Raw genomic sequence first — 19,590 nt, forward strand, 5'->3', positions numbered from 1 at the left:
GCGGGGGTCGGCCCGGGTGAAGCGATCGGCCGAGAGCAGCAGCAACTCGCGATCGGCCCTGTCGAGACCGGCGAGGATGCGCAGGGCTGCGAACTCGGATTGCCGCAGGGTGCGGGCGGATTGAGCGAGGAGACCCGCTACAGGAACGATGCCCAGGCTGAGGGCACGGAGGGTCGCGTCATGCCGGTAGCGGTCGGCGATGTCACGCGACGAGAGGAGCGAATCGATGCGGCCTGCGCCGATCTCGTCGGCACGCGACAGCACGGCCAGAGCGTTCACTGTTCCAGACGTGCCGCTCGTCGTGTCGCGGAACGACTCGAGAAACCGGATGTCGGCGGCGTGCATGTGCCGCATCAGGTAGATGATCGCATCCGCCTCGGAGGGTGAGCCCTCGGGCGTGAGAAACCGTGCTGTGCGCACGGAGACATCTGTCGAGAGCGACGCGATGCCGGGGGTGTCGATGAGCGTGATCGTGCGGAGGGCAGCCGATGGCCAGTGCACGACGAGGCGTTGCACGTCGTCGGCCAGCAGTCCTCCGAGGTCGAACACGAGGCGTCCGTGCAGGCGCACGATCGGAAGGATGCGCGGCTCGCCCACGACGGGATGGAGGGTGACGCGTGGGGAATGCCCGTACCGGTACCAGGTGACCACACGGGTGCATTCCCCGGTGTCGGTCGGCGCGATCTCCTCGCCGATGATCGCGTTCAGGAGCGTCGATTTGCCTGCCTTGACCATGCCGGCGACGGCGACGCGCAAGGGCTCGTCGAGTCGCGCGGCGTGCGCCAGGAGCACGCGGCGCGCCTCATCGTCGCCCTCGTACACGTGCAGCGCGTCGGACACGAGACGCGCGGCATCTGCGGCGACCGGGTGCATGCCCTGAGGGGAGCTGTCGACGAGCCTCACGGTCAGATCCGCACGGGTGCGAGGCGGGCGGCTGCGGCGACGGATGCGTCTTCTGTCGCCTGTGTTTTATGACGTGGCTCGAGCGCGCGCGCGTGCGCAGCCAGGTCTTCCACCTTCTTGAGCTCGATCCGAAGCTCTTTCGCGCGCTGCTCACGCTCGGCGGTGAAGGTGGTCGCCGCCTTTTGCGCAGCCAGCACGGAGTCGCTCAGCGACCTGAGGCTCTCGTCGGCGATCTCTGTGAAATGATCCCGCGTCGTTCGCTGAACCAGCCGCATCCGGTCTTTCAACTGTTTGCCGACTTGGAAGATCACGTCGTCCATCTGCCGCCGTACGAGGATCTTCGCCTCTGCCTGACGCCTCTTCAGCCGCGCGGACTTGTCGTCTTTGTAGGCCTTGCCGCCGATGAGCACGCCCGCGGCGATGGAGAACGGGTTGATCAGCGCCATGCCGACGATGCCGGTGAGAAGGCCGAACATGAGCACGCCTCCGTAGGAACCACGCATGCCGATCAGCACCTTCTGCACGACCCCGATGCGCCCGTCGTCGAGCATCGGCACGAGCTCGACCGACTCGAGCACGTCGTCGGTGTTGTCGACGTGCAGGGTGGGAAGGGGCACCTCGTCTCGCGAGAAATGCTCGGCCACGAGGCTCGCGAGCCACACCGAGCGTTCGTTCGTCCACACGAACGTGTCGGAGATGGCCGCGGCCACGCGTTGTTCGAGCCAGTCGATCATCTGCTCCCAGGTCGGTGCCGGGTCGCCCTCGTCGATGGATGCCTCGGCCTCGCGCTGGATGCTGCGCATCCGGTCGCGCAGGTCGTGCTCCATGTCGCTGATCAGGTCGGCCATGCCGTCGCTCAGGGTGATCTGCCAGCGAGACGTCTTGCGGCGCAGCTCTGTGGCATGATCTTTGGCCGCCTCGAGATCGGCCAACAGTTTCGGGGTTCCCTGCGGGTCGGTCAGCGCGCTCAACTCGGACTGCAGGGCGAGGCGCAGATGTTCTGTCGTCGAGAGCAGGTCCTGCGCCGTCGAGCGCTTCTGGATCTTCTCGGCCTGCCCGACGACCTGGTCGCGGAGGAAGGTTATCAGCGGAGGAAAACCCGACTCGACGTTCAGCTCTGCGTCGTTGAGTCGAGCCGCGTGCAGCCGCAGATCCGACGACAGAGAGAAGAGGGGGATGTCGTCGCGCACCCGGTCGAGGTGGCCTCGGTCGAGTTCGGCCACTCGGCGCCACTCGGGATAGAGATCGGTCTTGCTCAGCACGCACGCGACGTTCGGGGAGATTCGCATCGCCTGGCGCAGAAACTGCACCTCCGGTTCGGTGAGCTCCTGCGAGGCGTCCGACACCAGGAGCATGGCATCGGCGGTCGGCAGGGCCGTGAGCGTCGCCAGCGAGTGAGCGGAGTCGAGGCCGCCGACCCCGGGGGAGTCGATGACGATGAGGCCGCGCGACAGGATGGACCGGGGCAGGCAGACCTCGGCGCTCGTGAGTCGGCGGTTGTTGCCGGGATTGCCGCGCTCGGAAACGTAGGAGGCGAGGTCGTTGATGTCGACCTCGTGGCGCTCCGTGGCCACACCCTCCGGGCCGAACGAGGCCGACGAGGCCGAGCGTGCCCCGGGTGCGGTGACGATTGCTGCCGAAGCCTTCTCTCCATAGCGCACGACCGTCGGCACGGAGGTGGCGATGTCATCGTCGACGGGGCACACCGGCGCATTCACCAGCGCGTTCACGAACTGGCTCTTGCCCTGTTTGAACTCGCCCACGACGATCACGCGGATGTTCGGGTCGAGGAGGCGTTGCTCGGTGTGCTCGAGTCGTCGCACGAGGTCGGCACGACCTCCATTCGTGGCCAGGGCCATCCCCTGCTTCACAAGCGCGATCAACTCGACCATGGTGTCTCCTTCGACGGTGAACGCCACGAGCCCAGCAGGAGAACGAGTCTCCTGCTGGGCCGCTGTGGCGGGTGCTGCGTTTTCGGTTGTGAGTGCGCGAACTGCTTACAGCGGCAGCAGGTCGACGTCAGCGTCGACGGCCACGTCGACGTCGCCGTCAACCAGGTCGTTGTCGTTGAGCGTGTTGCCCGAGTCGTTGACCGAGTTGTCGCTGTTGTCGCTGTTGTCGGAGTTGTCCGACAGGTCGACATCGGCGTCGACGTCGATCGAGTTGTCGGTGTTGCCCGAGTCGTTGATCGAGTTGTCGCTGTTGTCCGACAGGTCGACGTCGGCGTCGACATTGAGCGAGTTGTCGCTGTTGTCCGAGTTGTCGCTGTTGTCCGAGTTGTCGGAGTTGTCGCTGTTGTCCGAGTTGTCCGAGTTGTCGGAGTTGTCCGAGTTGTCGGAGTTGTCCGAGTTGTCGGAGTTGTCCGACGAGTCGTTGCCCGAGTCGGAGATGTCGATCGTGGTGTCTGTGTTGCCCACGTCGTCGAGGTCGATGTCGGTGTTGAACGAGTCGTTGATCGAGTTGTCCTCGGAGTTGTCGACGTCGATATCGGTGTCGTTGTCGACATCGAAGTCGAGGTCGAAGTCGCCTTCACCATCGAACGAGATGGCCGTGTTGACCGAGCTGTCGGAGTTGACGGAGTGGTCGTCGACCGACGTGTAGGTGTAGCTGTTCGCGACGCTCAGCAGCTGCTGCACGGCGGCTGCGTGGTCGGCGGCCGGCGTCACAGCGGGGGTCATGGTGCCTGCCTTCACTGCGGCAGCTTTGGCCCAGGTGGCTGCTCCACCGGCTCCGGCCCATGCGCCGGCACCGGCTCCGCCGGCGACTGCGGTCACTCCGGCGTGGTCGAGTGCGACGGGGAGGACGGCGTCGACATCTTCGCCGCAGACTCCGCCGAGTCCGGCGAACGAGAGGGCGCCTTCCGGGTCGGCCGCGAAGTCGTCGGCGGCGTCCTGGTTCTGGAAGAGGTTGAGGAGGAAGTCGAGCAGGGTGGTGGTGATCGTGGGCATGAGATTTTCCTTCGTTGGATACGCATGGTGGATACGGATTGTGTGGTGCGTCTTCCTCTGTCGAGGTGATGGGGTACACGCTACGAGCGGAGGCCCCAGCGCCTCATCGGGCGAAGACCCCCTAGCCGAATCCCCCTCCATGAGGGATCGTCGGTGAACCCACTAGGGGGTCAGGGGTTTTCATCCGGGGGGATCATCGGTGTTGTCGCTGCCCAGGGCGATGCGGAGTTGAGCCAGGAGATCGGATCGGTTCGTGGCGCCCAGTTGGCGCCGGATCCTGGCGATGTGGTGCTCGGCAGTGCGGGCCGAGATGAAGATCGTTTCGCCGATCTCGCGGTAGGTCTTGCCCGCCAACACGAGCCGTGCAACCTCGCGCTCGCGGGCAGACAGGCCGGAATCGTCGCGGGCGGACTCGCCCCGCGGCTGCGCGATTCCTTGCGGTTGGCGAGGCCGCGCAGTCGCGGTGTCCGTCGCCGGGCTGGGAGCCGGTTCGCCGCCTCTCAGATCCCGAGCGCATGCCAGCAGTCGCGCCATGTCCCGTCGTTCTTCGACACGTACGGCTGCATGGCCCGCGAGACGTGCCCCGTCCCAGGGGAATCCGGCGGCCGCAAGGGCCCGAGCGGCATGTTCGATCGGAGCCGCTTGAACGTTCTGTGCAAGCACCTGCACCCACCCTTTCGTTCCGGAGGCGATGATCGACGCGAGACGGCTGGTCTGCGCGAACCGTGCAAGCGCAGCGCTGTGCACAGCGATGTCGGCCGGACGTTCGGCGAGGATGGCGGCCTGGATCGACGACCAGTGCAGGCAGATCGACCACAGGGGCGGATCGTCGACCTTCTTCAGCAGGATCCAGGCAGCGGCGACGTGCTCGGTGAGCCTGTGTGAGTCGGCCAATCGGGCGGCTGCGATCATCATCTCGCCAAGCGGCAGGAGGTTGAAGAGGTCGACCGTGACATGCATCAGCACGGCACGGGCCCGGCGCCAGGCGACCGACAGTTCGAAGTGATCATCCGATCGTCGGGCGATTCCGATCTCCAGTGCGCGCAGCACGAATTCGTCCCGCTGATTCAGGCGTTCGAGGCGTACGCGGCCGACGTACCCCCGCGCCTCCTCGAGCCGATCGGCCTGCATCGAAGCCCAGGCGCGCAGTAATACCAGGCGATTGAACAGCTGAGGCGGCGCCTGCTCGCCCGACAGGGCATCGTCGAGCACCGCAGTGGCGACCTCGAGGTCACCGAGGTGCAACGCCACGATCGCGGCCAGGGCGGCCGGCGAGTCAGGGAACGGCGTGGAGCAGTGCGCCGCCGCCATGGTGTCGGAGGCTCGGACGAGCGTCGAAAGAGCTCGCTCCGGTTCGGCTCCGACCGAGGCCCGGATTCCGTCGCCCATCAATCGAACCGTCACCCCCAGGGTGGTCGGCGAGGCGGGCGCGCGATGCGCCGCCATAGTGATAGCACCTGCCATGTCGCCGGAGGCGATCATGGCGACGTCGCCCAGTGGGGCCTGAGCTCCTGCCCGGTCGCTCCCCAACCAGCGGAAGATGTCGGCGCTGCGCTCCATCATGCCGCGCTCTGCCCAGACGGCTGCCGCCACCTGGGCTCCCCTCACGACGTCGGGCGGATCATCGAGGCCGAGGAGTTCGTCGAGGAGACGGCCGGCTTCGTCGAGATCGCCGACGGCCCACGCGGCCTGTGCGCGCCGGGCCACCGTTCGGCCGGAGGCGTCGTCGCCGGTCGCCGCCACGGCGTAGAGCTGGGCGGCCGCGTCGGGATTGCTGGAGAGAATGTGGTCTGCTGCGGACTCGAGTGCCGCCAGCAGACGAGGGTCGCGCACACCGTCGCTCACCAACTGATGGGCCACGTGTTCGAGTGACCTGCCAGACGAAATGAGTGAGTCGACCAGTTCGCGCCGCAACTCGTCGACGCGTCGACCGGGTGCGGTCCGCAGAATCGCCTGCTTCACCAGCGGAATCGGCGAGCCATTCGCCAGGAGGACCCCGCTGTAGGTCGCCTCGGCCACCAATCGCTGCACCTGCACCTCGTTCGCCCGGAGGACATCGGATAGTCGATCGGTAATTGTGAAACCGATGGCGAGGGCAAGCAGAAGATCGTGCAGGTCGTCGCCGACGCCTGCCAACTCGAGGGAGAGCTGGTCGACCACGGCGTCGGGCACAGAAGTCTGCTCGAAGACGCTGCGGCCGTCGTGACGGATGCCGTCGACGACTCGGTGCACGAGCCATGGCATGCCGCCCGTCACCTCGGTGATGGTCTTCGCGAACGCGGGCGAGACGGCGGCCCCCGCAGCCACGCGGAGCTGGTCGGACACCTCCCGGGTCGTCATCACGCCCAGCTGCGCGGTCGGCCGCTCTCGTTCCAGACTGCGGATGAGCCGCGCGAGCGCGTCGCTTCGTGGCCACATGCGAAAGCTGACGATGAGGCTCGCCTCGCCCCGGTCGAGTACCTCGTGCAGCTGCTGCACCTCGTCGTCGCTGAGGTCGTGGGCGTCGTCGACGAGCAGTGCGTCGGCGGTGAGAGCAGCACCTCGAAGCCCGTCGACCCCTCGGTGCACCGCGAGGCCGGCCGCCCGGTAGTTGCGTTCGATGTCGTCGAGGAGAGTCTTCTTGCCGACGCCGCCCATGCCGACGACACCGGCGACGATCCGGTCGGCCGGGCTCGCACGAACCTCTGCGAGGAGGTCGCTCGCGGAAGTCCGAGACGGGCCGGCAGGGGACAACTCAGTGCTCCGCAGCGAATACACCGGCTATACCGCCGAGCCCGTGAATTCCTCTGAAGGTGGTGTCGGCCCGGGCTCGGGAGCGAGAGTCGCAGTCGACAACGGCTCCTCGGAGGGCGGGGTCGCGGGCTCGGGGTCCGGTTGAGGTTCGGGGTCGGGCTGGGGTTCGGGGGTCGGGTCGGGTGTGGGAACGGGATCCGGCGCAGGTTCCGGGTCGGGCGTAGGCACCAGCGGAGTCGTCGGGACGACCGGCTGGGCGGGTGACGCGTCGGCAGGAATCGAGTTCGCTGCGGCCGGAGTCGTCGCCGCGCCGGGTGCCGCGCCTGGAGACGCGGGGTCCGACGGCGAAGACACGGGCGACTCTGTCTTCGATCCCGAGCCGCTCTTGTCTTTCGACGAGGTGCCCGGGCGAGGGAGCGCGAATGGATTCGAGGAGTTCGAGTCGCCGCCGCCGGTAGCCGATTCGTCGTCGGCCGTGGATTCGGCCGGAGCCTGCGCCTGGGGTGCCGCGAACATCGACATGGTCTCGTTTGCCGGGCCGCGCCAGCGCGTGTAGTCCGCCGCCGATGCGGCATCGGCGCCCAATGTCGTATTCGGCGAGATTCCGGATGCGGTTCCCGCGAGCACGAAGATCGTCGCGCCCGCGGCCGCCAGAGTGAGAATGCGAACACTCGTGCGGGACACGATCGAAACGGGCGCCGGCGTCACGGCGCGCGGCGGGGCGGGGTGCCTTCGCGCGGTGCTCGACGCCATCGCCGGTTCGGCCGCGCTCGAATCGACGTCGCTCTTCTCCCCGTGCACAGACGCGGACGAGTCGTCGACAGGGCTCACGACCGGCAGGAGTCGTACCCCGGCGACCAGGGCGGCCCCGAGCGAGATCGACGCTTTCGGATCCGCGTCGACCGCGAGTGGCCGACAGAATTCCTGGGAGAGCATCTCGGTGATGAGGGGAATCCGCGACGAGCCGCCGATCAGAACGATCGATGAGACGTCATCGGCCGAGAGTTTCGCGGTGTCGAGGGCGTGTCGCATCGCCGAGATGGTCTCCCGTACCTGGTCGGCGATGAGGTCCTCGAACTCGCCGCGCACGAGTCGGATGCGGGTGTGGAGGCCGGGTAGCTGAACGGCAACCGTCGCATCGCCGTCGTAAGACAAGGCTTCCTTCGCCTCGACGCATTCTCTGCGGAGGCGCGACAGGGCGACGAGCGCTGTGGAGTCGGTGAGGTCGAGTTGCGAAATCCGATCCCCGAGTCCTTCGGTGACATGCCGCAAGACGGCGTCGTAGAAGTCGACTCCGCCGAGTCGATCAAGGCCTTCGGGCTTGCCCAGCATCATGAAGGTGCCCGCGTCGAGTTTGCGCAGGATTGCGGTATCGAAGGTGCCGCCGCCCAGGTCGTACACGGCGATGACGCTGCCGTTGGGCACTCGTTCCTGCGAGGCGTAGTGCACCGCTGCGGCGTGAGGTTCGGTGACGAGCGAGACGTCGGCGAGACCGACTCCGGCCAGTGCATCACGCACGAGTGAGGTCTTGTAGGCTCCCCAGTTCGCGGGATGCGAGATGGTGATCGCATCGGGATGCGTTCCCTCTCGTTCCTCCGCACGGTCGACGACCCAGCGCACAACGGTGGCGTAGATGTCTTCAGCAGCAATTGCGAGATCACCGACGACTATGGGAACGGTGTCGCCGATGCGCCGCTTGAACTCGCGGATGACGCGATCCGGTGCGGCGGTGGCTCTTCGCTCGGCCGCTTCGCCCACGAAGACTCCGCCATCATCGCCGATAAAGACCACCGACGGAATCGTCGTCGAGTGTTCGCCCAGCGCCAGCAGTGTTGCGTCTGCGAGGCCCAAGTCGGTGCCGGTTCGCACCACGGCAGCCGCCGTGAAACTCGTTCCGACATCGATTCCCAATGCGTAAGACATCGTCTCCCCAAAAAGTGAGTTGTCATCATCGACCCCCGTCGGGACAAGTATTAGTCCCGATTTATTCAATTAGAAAGGGGTAGGAACCCTCATTTTCTTAGGGGTTTGCGCTGCAAACCCCTATTGAGGCTGTGTACCGCGCCTGCCACGGGGGCATGTGCAGGCGCGGCACATGATCGTTATCCGGAGTGCGTCGCTCGGCGGATTGGTCAGGGCCGAGAAAACTTTCACGAAGATGTGAATGTCCTGATAGCGTTCAGTCGTATCGATGGGGGCGTCGAATCCGGCCGTGAGTTTGGTTCACGTGACGCGTTCAGCGGCTCGAACCCACCAGAGCGCGATGACGCTCCAAACCACCAGGAGTTAGAAACAATGACGTCAATTCTCAAGCGCACTTTCGCGGTGCTGGGTGTCGCAGCCCTCACCGCAGCGGGTGTCGCATTCAGCGCGGCCCCGGCCCAGGCGCTTCCCGGTTCGGTCACCTTCGAAGACGGAAACTGCGGCATCGCATCTGGCGCGGACACCGTCGACGGCCTCGCGTTCACCGTGAGCAACGCGTCCACCACCGACGAGACGCTCACCTACGAGATCCGGGTCAACTTCGTCGTCACACAGAATCTCACGCTGGCACCGGGACAGAGTCAGCGCACCGTGCTCGAACTGCCCGAGGACGAGGACACCACTGTTCAGGTCGCGGGCAACGGCGGCCTCTTCGCCTATAAGCTCGCGTCGGTCGACTGCGTCGGCAACTACAGCCCCGACGTCACCGGCAGCATCCAGTCGTCGTGCCTGCTCGACACCGGCGGAGCCGAAGACATTCGTTATATCGCGGGCGTACTTCTGACGGCCGACAACTCCGAGGGCGACACTGTGACGGAGTACTACTTCACCGCCGGCGACGTGTCGCTCGAGGGCGGGCAGCTCGATCCTGAAGAGGTGCGCGTGCGCTCGACCTCACTCGAGGAGGACACCCCGACGCACGTCGAGGTCGGCTCCGTCGCTGAAGACGGAGCGTACCGTGTGCTGGCCGAACAGGACATCACGCTGAACTGCATTGCAGACACCCCGGTGATCACGTCTCCGACCGAGGGTCAGATTCTTCTCGGCTCGCCGTCGACCATCACCGGAACCGGTACCCCCGGCGACATCGTCGCCGTGGCGGTCGCTGAAGCACAGGTCTACGACGAACTCGCCGAAGACGCCGAAGACGCCGGCAGTGCTGCCCGTGCCGTTCCTGTGACGGAGCCGGTCGTCGACGCGGAAGGCGTTCTGATCTTCGAGGCGACGGTCGACGAGAACGGCGAGTTCGCCGTTCAGACCCCGCTTGCGATCGGCGAATACGTCACGTTCGCCATCGCTGCCCGGGAGGCGACCGAGGACTCCGAGGCATCGGTGTCCGCGCAGAGCAACATCGTGCGCTTCTCCGTAGCCGCTGCTCCGATCGTTCCGGTCAACCCGGCGGTTGCGGCCGGCGCCGCGGGTGGCAAGACCCTCGCCGCCACCGGGCTCGCACCGGTTCTGCCGATCTCCATCGCGGGCGGCCTGCTGCTCGCCGGAGCCGGAGCCTTCCTGCTGCGTCGTCGCACGGCTGAGTAGCTCTCCCCTGCAGTAGTCCCCGCTGCGGGCAGTAGGTGCCAGCACACCGGTATCTACAGTCCGCGGCGGGGACTTCTGCGTACTATCGGGCGCACAAGAGAGCGAGACAGAGAGAGGCCTTATGCGCCGCGTGACCTATTCGATGGGCGTCTCACTCGACGGCTACATCGAGGGGCCCGCCGGCGACTTCGACTGGCCAGGTTTTGACGATGAGGTGTTCGACATCACACTCGACGAGATTCGCGAGGTCGGAGTTCACCTGCTGGGCCGCAGACTCTACGAGGCGATGCTCTACTGGGAGACCGTGGACGGAGACGACGAATCGCTCACCGCGCCGCGCCGCGAGTGGGTGACGAGATGGAAGGCCCTGCCGAAGGTCGTGTTCTCGACCACCCTGTCCACAGTGCGGGGCAACGCCCGCCTCGCGTCGGGTTCTCTCGCCGACGAGATCGAGCGGCTTCGCGCAGATCCGGATGAGGGCGACATCGCGATCGGCGGCGCCACCCTGGCCGCCGAGGCTGCCGCGCCGGGCCTCATCGACGAGTACTACCTCAGGGTGTTTCCCGTGCTGGTCGGCGGCGGACTCCCGTTCTTTGCCCGCGGCGAGCAGCGCGTCGACCTCGAGCTGCTCGAGACCCGGGCCTTCGACTCGGGAGTCGCCTACCTGCGCTACCGCGCGCGCCGCTGACGCGCATCCGCGGTTCGCGATTTCGAGTGGCGCCATAGCGCCCATCCCGTGGCGGCGGATGGGCACAACAACGCCACTCATGGTTGCTCAAGGGGCTCCTCCGCTGCGGTAAGAACGGGGAGCGATGTATGGACAACTCAAGTACGGAAGGTATGTCTCGACCTCCGCTTGCAAGCCCGGCAAAGGGCACGTGCAATCATCGCGGAAATCTCGCACGACACGTGGAATCCGCGGCGGTGGCTCGCATTCTGGAGCGGGCTGAACAAGCGGTTTACCGGGAGGGTTTCACCACATCGGTCGAGAAATAAATGTGGCCAAACCAGGAACGCCTTGAGGTGCTGAAATCGAAGATCGCTGCACTCATGAACGCCTGCACTAGGGTCACGTCCCGCCGGGCGTGATCGTCACCGAGACGCGCTGCTCGATAGTCAGACTCTACTGCTTGACCTTCTTATGGAGACGGTAGGTGTTTACAGCCTGTCCCGTACCCAGCACGAAGAGCGCGACTCCCAAGACTCTGATGATGGAGTCAGAAGCAATGATCATCACCACAACGCCCAGAAGGACCAGTACGACTGCGGCCACAACACCTACACGAGCCATGGTTGCTGACATACGTCAACGGTACCGAGATTTGTCGCAGACGCTCCACAGTCGATTCACAGAAAATGTTCTCGGACGTGAGATTACGGGGATCCCGGGCTCAAAAGTGCGCCGTCCGTTGGCCCGGGATCTTGATATCCCCCATACGAGGCGCGTAGACCTGTGAAACAGGATTCATATGGATCCGTATCTGAGGGGGACAAAATGTTCCTGGCAAAGAAAACGTGGCTAGTGATCTCGACCGTGGCTGTCGCAGCCTCAGTATCACTAACGAGCACCGGAGCCAATGCCGCCACACCGGGTGATCAGCCGTTGGCCCCTGTAGGTCAAACAGCCACCGAGGCGTTGAACGCGCGCTCGTCCGCCATTCCGATACAACCACTCGCGGATCCCCAAACAGGCCAAGCCGATATGGCCTCCAGGGCCGCGGCTACGTCGGAGTACAGTCGCACCTGCGACCGCGGTTATGGCACCGAAGCGTGGAACGTCCAAGACGCGATTGATTGCGCGGGTACTGTGACCTATTACTACGCAGGTGAGAACCAAGGCTCGCTCAATATGGCTGCTTTCATTGCATCCCAGCCGCCTCGGACGACTCTTTCAGAGGCCTACGACGCGGCCCAGGCTTGGTGCTCGGACAACTCGTTGACCTGCACGGTTGGAGTCGCTTTCTTCGTCGCAGGAGTCCAGGTCCTCATGGGAGGCATTGCCTCCGCATAGTCGGATTCGGCTGGTCGGGTACGCGGAAACTTATCGAGTACCCGACTAGCTGTTAATCGGTGATGACGCGAAGGAGCCGCGCGTTGCCAGGAGACGCGCTTAGATCGCGTATCTCTTGACATCACACCAGTTTTCACTTCTAGCTGAGCGCGGGCGCTATGTGCTTCACGATCGTCTCGAGCAGGTGCGCGTTGTAGTCGACGCCCAACTGGTTGGGAATCGTGACGAGCACCGTGTCGGCATCGCGAACAGCCGCGTCTTCAAGCAGCTCCCGCACGATGGCATCCGGCTCGCCCACGTAGCTCTTGCCGAAGCGGGCGATTCCGTTGTCGAGGTAGCCCACCTGGTCGTCACGGTCGCGCGTCATGTCTCCGAAGTAGGCGCGGTCCTGGTCGCTCGTGATCGGCAGGATGCTGCGGCTCACCGACACCCGCGGCTCCCGCCCCCAGCCGGCCTCTTTCCAGGCGGCGCGATACAGGGCGATCTGCTCGGCCTGCAGATCACCGAACGGCACTCCGGTGTCTTCGGAGAGCAGCGTCGAGCTCATCAGGTTCATACCCTGCTCGGCTGTCCACACCGCGGTCTGCCGAGTGCCCGACCCCCACCAGATGCGGTCCGCCAGGCCCGGCGACTGGGGCAGGATGCCGAGGGGCCGGCTCACGCCTGTCATCTGCGGATTGCTCATGGCCACGCCGGCATCGGTGATGGCCGCGCGGAACAGCTCGGTGTGCGCGCGGGCGAGGTCGGCATCCGTCGCGCCCTCGTGCGGCACGAAACCGAACGACTCGGAGCCGCGGAGAGCGGTCTCGGGGGACCCGCGGCTCACTCCGAGCTGCAGTCTGCCGCCCGAGATGAGGTCGGCGGTCGCGGCCTCCTCGGCCATATAGAGCGGGTTCTCGTAGCGCATGTCGATCACGCCCGTGCCGAGTTCGATCGTCGAGGTGCGGGCGGCCATCGCCGAGAGCAGCGGAAAGGGGGAGGCGAACTGGCGTGCGAAGTGATGCACGCGCATGTAGGCGCCGTCGACCCCGATCTCCTCTGCCGCGACCGCGAGCTCGATCATCTGCAGATGCGCGTCCGCCGCCGTGCGGGTCACCGATCCGGGGATGGACTGCCAATGGCCGAACGAGAGGAACCCGATTCTCTTCATGTGCATGTAAACGCATGAAACCGGATGCGTATTCCACGACGCGCACGCACGACGCGCACGCGCGACGCTCGCGTTGACGCTCGCGTTAAGGCGACGTGAACAACGCACGGCACAGTCGCCACCGATCCAAATCCCAGCCCGTCACGAATAGTCTGTCGTCTAGCAGAACTGCGAGAGGACAATCCGGAATGCGCGTTTTGAGTTACAACCTGCGAAACAACAGTGCCAGTGGCGAACTCGCAGCCCTGACCGACGACTTCGATGTCGACATCTTCTGCGTGCAAGAGGCCGACACCGCATCGCTGCCTTCGACCATGGGACACCTCACCCTGTCGCACGCCACCACCGAGAACCGGCTGGGCCTCGCGCTCTACTACCGCGCCGAGCGCTTCTCGGTCGAAGACAGCACCACGTTCACTCTCAAGAAGTCGATGCACGACCGGGTCATGTCGCCCGGCACACAGCGTCTGCTGGGTGCCCGCCTGCTCGATCGGCAGACAGAGCGCGCGTTCGTCGCCGCGTCGTTCCACGCCGCGCCGCTCACGGCATCCAATTCTCTGCGCCGAACCCAGATCACCGCGGCCCACGAAGAGCTGCAGCGCATCGGCGTCGACCTGCCCATCTTGATGGTGGGCGACTTCAACTACCCGCTGTTCCAGAACAAGCTGCGCGCCGGAATCAAGGACTCGGGCTACGAGCTCTCGCTGAGCGACAGCGTCACCTACCTGCGCTACAAGTGGGTGCGCGGGCACTTCGATTTCGTCACCTCGAACGGTTTCCGCATCGACGAGGTGAGGACTCTTCCGCAGGGCGATTCCGACCACCTGCCGATTCTGGTCACAGCCGAATACGACATGGCGCAGGTCGTCGGCGACTAGTTCTGGGTATACGCGCATGATCTCGAGTGAGCTTCGGCGGGTGGCGCAGGCCCTGTACGAGCTGCCACCCTCCGAGTTCACGTCGGCTCGCAACGCGGCGGCGCGCGACGCCCCCCAGCGATCGGATGCCGCGGCGATCAAACGGTTGCCGCGGGCGCAGGCCCCGGCCTGGGCGGTCACGGCGTTGGTGCGCGAAGACGGCGCGCTCTTCGATCAGCTGCTCGAACTCGGCGAGCGACTGCGCAGCGCCCAAGACGAGGGCGATCCGGTCGCCCTGCGGGCACTCGGCGCCGAACGGCAGAAGCTTCTGTCGAGCGCATCGTCTCGCGCTCGCGAACTCTCCGACGCCGCCGGCGTCACCCTCAGCGGCTCCGCGATGATCGAGGTGTCGCAGACCCTGCAGGCGGCGATGACAGACGTGGATGCCGCGGCTCTCGTGCGCGACGGGCTTCTGGTGCGCGGCCTCGCCGTCACGGGATGGGACCCCGTGCGCCTCGACGGCGCCGCCGCGCTGCCGCACGAGGGGGGCTCGCCGGCCAAGCCGGCGCGCGCGGCGCGGCCCCGGGCATCCGCCGCCGACCCGGCGGTCGCTGAACGGCAACGAAAGGCCGCCGAGGCGGCGGCATGGGTGGCCCTCGACGAGGTGACGGACGCGCACCGGTCGGTCGACGAGCTGGAGGGGGCGCTCGACGACCTCGCGAACAGACGCACCGAACTCGAGGCGGAGCGCGGCGAGATCGAAGAGCAGTTGCGTGGCGTGGAGGCGGAACTGTCGGAGGTGTACCACGACATTCAGGCCGGGGAGCGCGACAGGAAGGCGGCGGAGCGAGCCGAGGTTCGCGCCCGCAAGCGAGCCAAGCAGGCCCAGGAGCGGCTCGATCAGCTCGGCTGACGGGCTCGGCTGACGGGCGGCGCCGCGCACGGGTTCAGGCTCGCTGCCCGATCCGCCGACTTCGGGTGACCCACCGGCTTCGGGCGGTGAGCCAGCGAATGCCGAGACCGGCGACGAGCGAACCCAGTCCGCCCACGGCGAGGTCGCCGATCGTGTCGGTGTAGCCCACGAAGATGGCGGTGTCGATGAAGGTGTGGCCGGCCCATTCGCCCATCTCCCACAGCACCCCGGCAGCGAGCCCGAACGCCGTGGTGAGTACGGCCGAGCGCAGCAGCGAGGCCGCTCCGGGCGTCGCTGCTGCAACGACGCCGCTCTTCGCCGCCACCACGAAGATCAGCGCGGCGAGCAGCCCGTTCGCCGCGAAGTGGATCACGATGTCGAGCCAGTCGATCGAGGTGTACAGCTCGAAGACTCCGCTCCACGCGGCCACCAGCAGGGTCGCGCCGACGGCGATGTCGAATTCGGGGCGCACACCCAGAAACCGGGGCACCAGCATGCCCAGGAGAGTCAGGGCGAACACCGCCACCTCGACGAATCCCCAATGGATTCCGCCCGCGACGACGCTCAGAACGCCCAACCCGCGCAGAGCATCGGCCGCCACCTCGCCCGCGCCGCTCGGCCGCCGAACGAAGGTCTCGGTGATCACTGTGGAAGACTATCCGGCCTCGACCTCTGCGACCGGGGCCTTGCCACAACGCACGAGCACCTGCACGGGTTCGTGGTCGGATGCGGCGGCGCCGTCGAAACGCGAGGTGTTGATCGCCGCCTCACGCACATGAATTCCGGGGCTCACGAGAATCCAGTCGATGCGTTTGGTGCCGGTCTTCGGCGCGCGGTAGTTCGAGAACGTTCCCCACGGGGGAGTGAGCCGTACGTCGGCCGCGGCCCAGGCATCCACCAGCGGCCCGGCGTCGCCGGCGATGGCTTCGAAGGGAGCCGTGCCGACGTCGGTGTTCGTGTCGCCCATCACGACGGTGGGCTCGTCGCTCGCCGATGCGAGAGTTGCGAGCATCTCGGCCGAGCGCAGTCGGGCCCTGCGCGAGATGTGGTCGAAGTGGGCGTTGATCACCTGTAGGGGCCCGCGGGTCTTTCGATCGACGAAGTGGGCGACGACGGCGACGCGCGGAATCATGTTGCCCCAGGAACGCGACCCCGCGACATCCGGAGTCTCTGACAGGGCGAGCTGACGCCAGTTCTCGAGGTGCAGCCGACGCGAGTCGTAGAAGAGCGGGCACCCCTCGCCTGTGCCGTCGGCGTTGCGACCGTAGCCGATTCGGCGGTAGTGCGGGCCGAGCACGGCCGAGAGAAAAAGGGCCTGGTCGGGCAGGGCCTCCTGAGTAGCGAGAACGGTCGGGCGCTCGCGCGACAGCAGCTGGCGCACCAGCGGCTGCCGCCTCGACCACAGATCGGGGCTGCGCGGGGCATTCTGCCGCATACGACGCCGGATGTTGTAGGTCATCACGTGCAGGTCGGGCGCGTGGGCTTCGCCGAAGATCGGGGCGTCTGTCATGGGGCCAGCGTAGGCCGGAATCCGGTCGGCTGTTGCTCGGCGCGTGATGCGTCAAGGGGGTGGCCAGGGTGACACCGAGCGACGTAGCGTCGAACTCGTTCCGACAAGCTGACAATGCACATCAAGGAGTTATTCTCATGCCTCAGATCATTGAGACCGTCGACGTTTCCGTTCCCGTCTCCGTCGCGTACAACCAGTGGACGCAGTTCGAGGAGTTCCCCAAGTTTCTCGATGAGGTCGAGTCCATCCAGCAGGTGACCGACACGCTGACCGAGTGGAAGGTGAGCGTCGGCGGCGTCGAGCGCACCTTCGAGGCCAACATCACCGAGCAGCACCCCGACGAGCGTGTCGCCTGGACCAGCACGGGCGGCGAGGTCGATCACGCCGGCGTCGTCACGTTCCACAAACTCGCCGACGCCGAGACGCGCGTGACCGTTCAGCTCGACTGGGAGCCTACTGGCCTGCTCGAGAAGATCGGTTCGGCCGTCGGTGTGGGCGGTCACGCGGTGAAGAAAGATCTGAAGAATTTCAAGGAGTACATCGAGTCGGAGCAGCACCCCGACGGCGCCTGGAGAGGCGACGTCTCGGCCTGACCCGGCGTCACACCCAGGCCATCCCGTCGAAAGACGGGGTGGCCTGTTTTTGTGCGAGCAATCCGATCGGCAGAGCGCTCCGAACAAGAGAATCATGACCCCCACCATCATCGAACACCACGGCGCACGCCGCGCATACATCCTGCAGACGGATGACGACGACACCACGACCCGCCTCGCGACGGTCTACAAAATGACAGACGGCTGGCACGCCAAGCTCAGCGACGATCACACCGGACGCGCCTGGTCGGGTCCCTACCGATCAGCCGAAGAGGCCATGAGTCGTCTCAGTGCCTGAGCGAATGTCGGACTCGACAAATATCTGAGATATCCTTATCTTTGAAGGAGTGGAAGGTGTCTGCTCACCCCCCAAGATGAAAGGGCACCTTCCACGCCTCCCGCGCGTCGATGTCGCTTCTCTCTCACCGAATGCGCGGCCTCGGCGGCGTGACACGGCGTCGACGGGTCACGAGTGTCGCGAGCGACAGGCCGTAGGCCACGACCGTGCACCCTGCGGCCAGTGCGAGATCGACTGCGAAGCGAACCCCGCACTCAGGCGCCAGCTGGTCGTAGTGTGGGGCAGGACGCGCCACGAGAACGACCCCGGGCATGTCGTGTCTCGCGTGACTCATGTGATCCCCCACGAGGATGCCGCCGCGCGCGCACTCCCCGCCTTCTACCCTAGGGCAACGACCGACTGGTGTCGCGAGCGATTTTCTCCCGTTCGAAGAGATCGAGCCGCATCGCGATCGCGGGCTGCTTCAGCTGCGAGAGGCGCGTGCAGTCGACGAGTGTGCGTACTCGGGTTCGAGCATGAGGTCGAGGATGCGCCGGAGTTTGGTGCTCGAGGTATGGGCGGTGTAGGGGAAGTAGACGACTTCGACGCCGACCTCTGCGAACTCCGCCTCGAGGCGGCGCCCCTTGTCGGTGTCGCGCCAGTCGTCGCCCTTGAAGAAGACGTCGAATCCGACCTCGCGCCAGGTGTCGAGCTTGTCGGGAACGACCTCGGCCCGCGCCTGGTCGACGTAGGAGATGTGACTGACGATCTCGAGTCGCTCGGCGAGGGGAATGACAGGCGCGATGCCCTTGTTCTGCACGAGCATTTCGTCGGAGACGACGCCGGCGATCAGGTAGTCGCACTGGCTCTTGGCGTGCCTGAGAATGTTGAGGTGACCGACGTGGAAGAGGTCGAAGGCCCCGGCGGCGTAACCGATCTTGGTGACCACGGGCCCTCCACTAATAGATGAGTAATTATCAAAATTCGTGGCAACGTTATCCGACATCGAACCGATAAATCAAGTATTCCTCATGTTCGCCCCTGCACTGGGGGTATGTCGGCCGTCGATGATCGACGAAGACGGGCGTGCGCCCGTGCAAGAATGCTCGGTAACGCCAGTGGAAAGAATGAGGATATGAGCGCTTCGAACGTCGGTGACCCGGGTTCGACGCAGCGTGCGCCGATGAACACGCGACCTCGCCGATTTCGCACCGGGATGCTCGTGCTCGGGGCACTCCTGCTCGTCGTGGTGGTCGGTGCGATCATCTGGGCCGCTGTCGCATCCGCCGACTCCACCGCCACGACGGCGGTGACCCCGACCGGCACCGCAACGTCGGCGCCGACCCCCTCCTCTTCACCCTCGCCGGATGCGACAGCCACGTCGGCCCCCGCAACGAACGCCGGCGATGGCGTGCGCGCCACCTCGGAGCCGAATCCGTTCGATTCGCCGGCCGAGATCGTGCCGGGAGTGTCCGCGTCGATCGGGGCGATCACCTCGGTCACGGGCGTCGCCGCGGGTGTCGGCGAATCGGGCGGACCCGCCATCCGGTTCGAGGTCACCATCGCCAATGCGGGCGAGCAGGCAATCGATTTGCAGAACACCAGGGTGACCGTCGATTCGGGGGCGAACAGCGACCCCGCATCAGAGCTGAGTGGCGGGCCCGACATTGTGGCATTTCCCGCGTCGCTCGAACCCGGTGCCAGCGCCACGGCAGCGTACGTCTTCACTGTTCCCGTCGAGGGGCGCTCCGATGTGCGCATCACGCTCGACTATCTCGCCGCTGTGCCGTTCGTTGTCTTTGCAGGCGCCGCTCCCACAAGCTGAAAACTTTACCCACCCCCTAAATGAGGGATATTCATTTATGGGACATGCTGATATCGTCCTGACGGCAGGACTCGTTCTGCTCGCATTTATGAGCTTTCATCACTTTCCTTTATCGCCGCATATTCCACCACTGGGGACCGCATGTCACAGCAGCGCACTCGCAGGGCGCGAGCCCTTCTCGTTCTGACCACAGCCATCGCGGTCGTCGCAGCCACCCTCGTGGCATCTCCGGCCATCGCCGACTCCAAGCCGCTCGACCCCACGAGCCCCGCCAGCCCGACGACGGTGTCGGCAGATGCGCTGCCGACTGTGCAGATCGACGGCGTGGTGTGGCAGCAGGTCATCATCGGC

Annotated in this window: 18 protein-coding genes; 8 read left to right on the forward strand and 10 right to left on the reverse strand. The window is 65.8% G+C overall.

All coding sequences use genetic code 11. The features are described 5' to 3' along the window. The 5 genes from ACE5CZ_RS03025 to ACE5CZ_RS03045 all read right to left on the reverse strand — a co-directional run. A partial coding sequence (locus ACE5CZ_RS03025) for a dynamin family protein (protein WP_374945903.1) occupies positions 1–873 on the reverse strand: 873 nt, incomplete at its 3' end. A 32-nt stretch (positions 874–905) separates the two neighbouring features. Further along, positions 906–2,795 (reverse strand): dynamin family protein, encoded by a 1,890-nt coding sequence (locus ACE5CZ_RS03030; RefSeq protein ID WP_374945886.1) that lies wholly within the window; start codon positions 2,793–2,795, stop codon positions 906–908. A 105-nt stretch (positions 2,796–2,900) separates the two neighbouring features. Next, complete coding sequence (locus ACE5CZ_RS03035; RefSeq protein ID WP_374945887.1) at positions 2,901–3,851, reverse strand: IniB N-terminal domain-containing protein; 951 nt, start codon at positions 3,849–3,851, stop codon at positions 2,901–2,903. A 180-nt stretch (positions 3,852–4,031) separates the two neighbouring features. After that, positions 4,032–6,584: a LuxR C-terminal-related transcriptional regulator gene (locus tag ACE5CZ_RS03040; protein ID WP_374945888.1), complete on the reverse strand. Its 2,553-nt coding sequence runs from the start codon at positions 6,582–6,584 to the stop codon at positions 4,032–4,034. A 27-nt stretch (positions 6,585–6,611) separates the two neighbouring features. Continuing rightward, positions 6,612–8,507 (reverse strand): Hsp70 family protein, encoded by a 1,896-nt coding sequence (locus tag ACE5CZ_RS03045; protein ID WP_374945889.1) that lies wholly within the window; start codon positions 8,505–8,507, stop codon positions 6,612–6,614. Between the two features lie 372 nt (positions 8,508–8,879). Here ACE5CZ_RS03045 and ACE5CZ_RS03050 point away from each other — a divergent pair, with 372 nt between their 5' ends. Continuing rightward, complete coding sequence (locus ACE5CZ_RS03050; RefSeq protein WP_374945890.1) at positions 8,880–10,103, forward strand: hypothetical protein; 1,224 nt, start codon at positions 8,880–8,882, stop codon at positions 10,101–10,103. A 121-nt stretch (positions 10,104–10,224) separates the two neighbouring features. After that, entirely contained in the window at positions 10,225–10,791 is a 567-nt protein-coding gene (locus ACE5CZ_RS03055; protein ID WP_374945891.1) for a dihydrofolate reductase family protein, read from the forward strand. 435 nt (positions 10,792–11,226) lie between these two features. Here the strand turns inward: ACE5CZ_RS03055 and ACE5CZ_RS03060 are convergent, their stop codons facing one another. Next, complete coding sequence (locus ACE5CZ_RS03060) at positions 11,227–11,406, reverse strand: hypothetical protein (protein ID WP_374945892.1); 180 nt, start codon at positions 11,404–11,406, stop codon at positions 11,227–11,229. Between the two features lie 847 nt (positions 11,407–12,253). Beyond that, entirely contained in the window at positions 12,254–13,270 is a 1,017-nt protein-coding gene (locus ACE5CZ_RS03065) for an LLM class flavin-dependent oxidoreductase (protein ID WP_374945893.1), read from the reverse strand. Positions 13,271–13,452: 182 nt separating this feature from the next. Between ACE5CZ_RS03065 and ACE5CZ_RS03070 the strand changes: the two genes are divergently transcribed. Together ACE5CZ_RS03070 and ACE5CZ_RS03075 are read left to right on the forward strand one after the other, a co-directional pair. Continuing rightward, positions 13,453–14,142 (forward strand): endonuclease/exonuclease/phosphatase family protein, encoded by a 690-nt coding sequence (locus ACE5CZ_RS03070; protein WP_374945894.1) that lies wholly within the window; start codon positions 13,453–13,455, stop codon positions 14,140–14,142. 16 nt (positions 14,143–14,158) lie between these two features. After that, positions 14,159–15,034 (forward strand): hypothetical protein, encoded by an 876-nt coding sequence (locus tag ACE5CZ_RS03075; protein WP_374945895.1) that lies wholly within the window; start codon positions 14,159–14,161, stop codon positions 15,032–15,034. Positions 15,035–15,068: 34 nt separating this feature from the next. Here the strand turns inward: ACE5CZ_RS03075 and ACE5CZ_RS03080 are convergent, their stop codons facing one another. After that, on the reverse strand, positions 15,069–15,680 hold the full coding sequence (locus tag ACE5CZ_RS03080) for a hypothetical protein (RefSeq protein WP_374945896.1): 612 nt from the start codon (positions 15,678–15,680) through the stop codon (positions 15,069–15,071). A 9-nt stretch (positions 15,681–15,689) separates the two neighbouring features. Further along, positions 15,690–16,544: an endonuclease/exonuclease/phosphatase family protein gene (locus ACE5CZ_RS03085; protein ID WP_374945897.1), complete on the reverse strand. Its 855-nt coding sequence runs from the start codon at positions 16,542–16,544 to the stop codon at positions 15,690–15,692. Between the two features lie 137 nt (positions 16,545–16,681). On the opposite strand from ACE5CZ_RS03085, the gene ACE5CZ_RS03090 reads away from it, so the two are divergent. Beyond that, a complete protein-coding gene (locus ACE5CZ_RS03090; protein WP_374945898.1) occupies positions 16,682–17,137 on the forward strand; it encodes an SRPBCC family protein in 456 nt (151 codons plus the stop codon). A gap of 94 nt (positions 17,138–17,231) precedes the next feature. Further along, positions 17,232–17,435 (forward strand): hypothetical protein, encoded by a 204-nt coding sequence (locus ACE5CZ_RS03095; RefSeq protein WP_374945899.1) that lies wholly within the window; start codon positions 17,232–17,234, stop codon positions 17,433–17,435. Between the two features lie 463 nt (positions 17,436–17,898). On the opposite strand, the gene ACE5CZ_RS03100 is transcribed toward ACE5CZ_RS03095, so the two are convergent. Next, positions 17,899–18,363, reverse strand: a complete 465-nt coding sequence (locus tag ACE5CZ_RS03100; RefSeq protein ID WP_374945900.1) for an adenylyltransferase/cytidyltransferase family protein — start codon at positions 18,361–18,363, stop codon at positions 17,899–17,901. Positions 18,364–18,549: 186 nt separating this feature from the next. Between ACE5CZ_RS03100 and ACE5CZ_RS03105 the strand changes: the two genes are divergently transcribed. Next, the gene (locus ACE5CZ_RS03105; RefSeq protein WP_374945901.1) at positions 18,550–19,239 is read left to right on the forward strand and encodes a hypothetical protein; all 690 of its coding nucleotides are present in this window, start codon (positions 18,550–18,552) and stop codon (positions 19,237–19,239) included. 141 nt (positions 19,240–19,380) lie between these two features. After that, positions 19,381–19,590 (forward strand): hypothetical protein (locus ACE5CZ_RS03110; protein ID WP_374945902.1); only part of this gene is annotated, 210 nt, incomplete at its 3' end.

It is taken from the genome of Agreia sp. (assembly GCF_964263775.1).
Classification (GTDB): Bacteria; Actinomycetota; Actinomycetes; order Actinomycetales; family Microbacteriaceae; genus Agreia.

Bases quoted from the DNA above. Each gene is read 5' to 3' on its own strand.
- ACE5CZ_RS03035 (WP_374945887.1), bottom strand. From the start codon at position 3,851: ATGCCCACGATCACCACCACCCTGCTCGACTTCCTCCTCAACCTCTTC.
- ACE5CZ_RS03095 (WP_374945899.1), top strand. From the start codon at position 17,232: ATGACCCCCACCATCATCGAACACCACGGCGCACGCCGCGCATACATC.
- ACE5CZ_RS03065 (WP_374945893.1), bottom strand. From the start codon at position 13,270: ATGCACATGAAGAGAATCGGGTTCCTCTCGTTCGGCCATTGGCAGTCC.
- ACE5CZ_RS03075 (WP_374945895.1), top strand. From the start codon at position 14,159: ATGATCTCGAGTGAGCTTCGGCGGGTGGCGCAGGCCCTGTACGAGCTG.
- ACE5CZ_RS03105 (WP_374945901.1), top strand. From the start codon at position 18,550: ATGAGCGCTTCGAACGTCGGTGACCCGGGTTCGACGCAGCGTGCGCCG.
- ACE5CZ_RS03070 (WP_374945894.1), top strand. From the start codon at position 13,453: ATGCGCGTTTTGAGTTACAACCTGCGAAACAACAGTGCCAGTGGCGAA.
- ACE5CZ_RS03045 (WP_374945889.1), bottom strand. From the start codon at position 8,507: ATGTCTTACGCATTGGGAATCGATGTCGGAACGAGTTTCACGGCGGCT.
- ACE5CZ_RS03050 (WP_374945890.1), top strand. From the start codon at position 8,880: ATGACGTCAATTCTCAAGCGCACTTTCGCGGTGCTGGGTGTCGCAGCC.
- ACE5CZ_RS03090 (WP_374945898.1), top strand. From the start codon at position 16,682: ATGCCTCAGATCATTGAGACCGTCGACGTTTCCGTTCCCGTCTCCGTC.
- ACE5CZ_RS03060 (WP_374945892.1), bottom strand. From the start codon at position 11,406: ATGTCAGCAACCATGGCTCGTGTAGGTGTTGTGGCCGCAGTCGTACTG.
- ACE5CZ_RS03030 (WP_374945886.1), bottom strand. From the start codon at position 2,795: ATGGTCGAGTTGATCGCGCTTGTGAAGCAGGGGATGGCCCTGGCCACG.
- ACE5CZ_RS03055 (WP_374945891.1), top strand. From the start codon at position 10,225: ATGCGCCGCGTGACCTATTCGATGGGCGTCTCACTCGACGGCTACATC.
- ACE5CZ_RS03085 (WP_374945897.1), bottom strand. From the start codon at position 16,544: ATGACAGACGCCCCGATCTTCGGCGAAGCCCACGCGCCCGACCTGCAC.